This is a genomic window from Stutzerimonas stutzeri (assembly GCF_024448715.1).
Taxonomy (GTDB): domain Bacteria; phylum Pseudomonadota; class Gammaproteobacteria; order Pseudomonadales; family Pseudomonadaceae; genus Stutzerimonas; species Stutzerimonas stutzeri_AR.
Genome location: NZ_JAMOHZ010000019.1, coordinates 1 through 2,769, shown reverse-complemented (window position 1 = coordinate 2,769; position 2,769 = coordinate 1). Strand labels below are relative to the sequence as shown.

Annotated in this window: 3 protein-coding genes and 3 tRNA genes; all 6 read left to right on the top strand. The window is 54.3% G+C overall.

What is annotated here, in order from left to right; all coding sequences use genetic code 11:
• The first annotated feature begins 1 nt into the window (after position 1).
• The 6 genes from birA to NAV33_RS21310 all read left to right on the top strand — a co-directional run bounded on the left by birA (position 2) and on the right by NAV33_RS21310 (position 2,684).
• Positions 2-856, top strand: a complete 855-nt coding sequence (gene birA, locus NAV33_RS21335) for a bifunctional biotin--[acetyl-CoA-carboxylase] ligase/biotin operon repressor BirA (RefSeq protein WP_255983757.1) — start codon at positions 2-4, stop codon at positions 854-856.
• Positions 846-1,586 (top strand): type III pantothenate kinase, encoded by a 741-nt coding sequence (locus tag NAV33_RS21330; RefSeq protein ID WP_255983756.1) that lies wholly within the window; start codon positions 846-848, stop codon positions 1,584-1,586. The genes birA and NAV33_RS21330 overlap by 11 nt, the downstream gene beginning before the upstream one ends.
• Before the next feature lie 11 nt (positions 1,587-1,597).
• Positions 1,598-2,260 (top strand): SPOR domain-containing protein, encoded by a 663-nt coding sequence (locus NAV33_RS21325; protein ID WP_255983755.1) that lies wholly within the window; start codon positions 1,598-1,600, stop codon positions 2,258-2,260.
• Between the two features lie 138 nt (positions 2,261-2,398).
• Positions 2,399-2,483: transfer RNA gene (locus NAV33_RS21320), tRNA-Tyr, on the top strand.
• A 25-nt stretch (positions 2,484-2,508) separates the two neighbouring features.
• A tRNA-Gly gene (locus tag NAV33_RS21315) sits at positions 2,509-2,582 on the top strand.
• 26 nt (positions 2,583-2,608) lie between these two features.
• A tRNA-Thr gene (locus NAV33_RS21310) sits at positions 2,609-2,684 on the top strand.
• Positions 2,685-2,769: the final 85 nt, after the last annotated feature.

Here is a 2,769-nt window from a genome sequence, read left to right as displayed (position 1 = left end):
CTTGGAGGAGGAATACAACGTTCAGCTGTTTAGGGTGCCTGGGAAAGGGTATCGGCTTGCGGAGCCGCTTTCATTGCTGAGCTACGAGCTTAGCGCTGCTGCTCTTGCCCGCCTTGGCTGGCAACTCCACTTTAGACAAACAGTTGACTCTACCAACGCCGAGGCGTTGAGGTTGTTGCGCTCGGGTGCAGCCGCGCCATTGGTGGTTATCGCTGAAAAACAAACTAGTGGGCGAGGACGTAGAGGGCGGGCGTGGATTAGCCCGGCTTCGCAAAATATCTATTACACGCTAGCGCTAAAAGTTTTCGATGGCCCCCAAGGGCTCTCCGGTCTGAGTCTGGTTGTAGGGTTGGCAGTCCTTAACGTGCTACGTCGGGCGGGAATCCAAAATGCTGGTCTCAAGTGGCCCAATGACATTTATGCGGATGGCAAGAAAATAGCTGGAATACTATTGGAGCTGACCGGGGACCCGGCTGACGTATGCCACGTGATTATAGGGATTGGAATAAATGTGAACATGACGTCAAGTGCTAAGGATATCGGGCAGCTCTGGACCTCTGTAAGGGCGCAGATAGGTGTTATGGCGGACCGAAGTGCGTTGGTAAGCTTTCTTAGTGAGGCATTGCATTGCTATATGGAGAGGCGCATGCATGAGGGCTTTTCCTCGTTGCGTGTCGAGTGGGAAACGAACAATATCTGGCAAGGTAAGCGTTGTAGCTTGAGTACCGGTACTCGTGAGGTAAAAGGCTTGGTACTTGGCGTGGATGAGGTGGGAGCTTTACGGCTTCTGGTTGATGGCAAGGAGCAGCGGTTTAGTGGGGGAGAATTAAGCTTGAGGCTCGATCATGATTCTTGAGCTCGACTGCGGGAATAGCTTCATAAAATGGCGAGTTATCCCTAGTGCTGGCGGTGCACCTGTAACCGAGGGGGTGGCGGCGCAGGTGGCAGAGCTTGTTTGCGATCTAATCAGTAGATGTACGGGGAGAATTTCTCGCTGCCGCTTAGTGAGTGTCAGGAGCGATATTGAGACCAAGGCCATTGTGGGTGTGCTCTCCGAAGCGCTGAAAGTCGATGTGACTGAGGTTCGTCCAGCCGAGCGCGTCGCTAGCGTCGTGAACGGCTACCGAGATCATCGGCGCCTGGGGCTGGATCGCTGGTTGGCGCTTGTCGCCGCGCATGAGCTGTGTGGTGGGGCGTGTTTGGTTATCGACCTTGGCACGGCCATTACTGTGGATTTCGTGGCTAGCGACGGGAAGCATCTCGGAGGTTACATCGCTCCTGGGATGGCTCTGCTACGGAACCAGCTGCTTGCCCATGCTCGCCGCATTCAGTACAACGCTGCAGAGGCGGAGCTCGCGTTGACTGATATCTCTCCCGGGAAAAGTACTGCTGAAGCTGTTGAGCGGGGCTGTCTGATCATGGTGCGCAGCTATGTGGCGAGCCAAATCTCTAATGCGCGGGGGCAATTGGGGGGTAGTTTTGCCGCCTATGTCACGGGAGGCGATGCGGTATTGGTTGCTGATCTTCCGTCGGTAACGTGCGTGCCGGATTTGGTTTTCCGGGGGCTTGCAATAGCTTGTCCCTAAACGAGGTATTGATGCGCTGGCTCTTAATGCTTCTGGTGGTGTTAAATCTGCTGCTTTACCTTCATTACCTGAACCGGAAAGTGCCGATTGCCGGTGAGGTTGCCGAGTCGCACGTTTCTCCTCTAGAGAGAAACATTCAATTAGTGAGTGAGGTGGAGTCGCTGGCGGTACGGCGGCCGAAGCAAGACGTAGGTAGCGCCTGTCTGTTTCTTGGGGGGTTCGACGAAGAGGCGATCGCGCTAGCCGTAGAGCAGCGTTTGTTGAGCCTGGATATCGATTCCAGGGTGGAGTCTGTCGATGAGGCCGCTGGCGTCGACTATTGGGTCTACTTGCCCCCGCTGATATCCCGTCAGGCATCGCTACGTCAGCTGCGCGAGCTGCAATCTCGAAATATAGATAGCTACGTCATCACCGTCGGGGATTTAACTAACGGTATATCCTTGGGGATATTCTCACGCAAGGACTCCGCAGAGAGCGTTGTGAGCCGTCTGAAAGGCGTCGACTACACGGCGTTGATCCGTGATTTGCCAAGAGTCCATCGTCGTTACTGGGTGCGGGTGGCGGGTACACGGCAGCATTTATTGAGCGACTCGCTACTTGGCGAGCTTGCTCGTGACTTCCCTGCTCTTGAGCACCAACAAATGCCGTGTTCAGGCATTGCAACTTCAGGGTAGTTTACATAGAATGGCGCCCGCTTCGCGGCGCAGCTTCTTAGGGCGTCGTGACGAGCTGTCATCAGAGCTAACCTCAGGTTTTAAAATGAGAAATGCTTGACAGCAGGAGGTTAGGCAACCAAAATGCCGCCTCGTTTTGGAGGGGTTCCCGAGCGGCCAAAGGGATCAGACTGTAAATCTGACGTCATCGACTTCGAAGGTTCGAATCCTTCCCCCTCCACCAGATTTAAGCGTAAGCCTTGGGTATCGCGGGTATAGTTTAGTGGTAGAACCTCAGCCTTCCAAGCTGATGATGCGGGTTCGATTCCCGCTACCCGCTCCAGCTCAAGGGTTGTGCAAAAAAGATTGGCTCATGTAGCTCAGCTGGTAGAGCACACCCTTGGTAAGGGTGAGGTCAGCGGTTCAAATCCGCTCATGAGCTCCAAAACCCAAAGGCAGATATGTGAATATCTGCCTTTGTTTTAATGGTGGCGTGACTAGCTCAATTCAACGATGGGAGACGGTCTCGA

Bases quoted from the DNA above. Each gene is read 5' to 3' on its own strand.
- NAV33_RS21330 (WP_255983756.1), top strand. From the start codon at position 846: ATGATTCTTGAGCTCGACTGCGGGAATAGCTTCATAAAATGGCGAGTT.
- NAV33_RS21325 (WP_255983755.1), top strand. From the start codon at position 1,598: ATGCGCTGGCTCTTAATGCTTCTGGTGGTGTTAAATCTGCTGCTTTAC.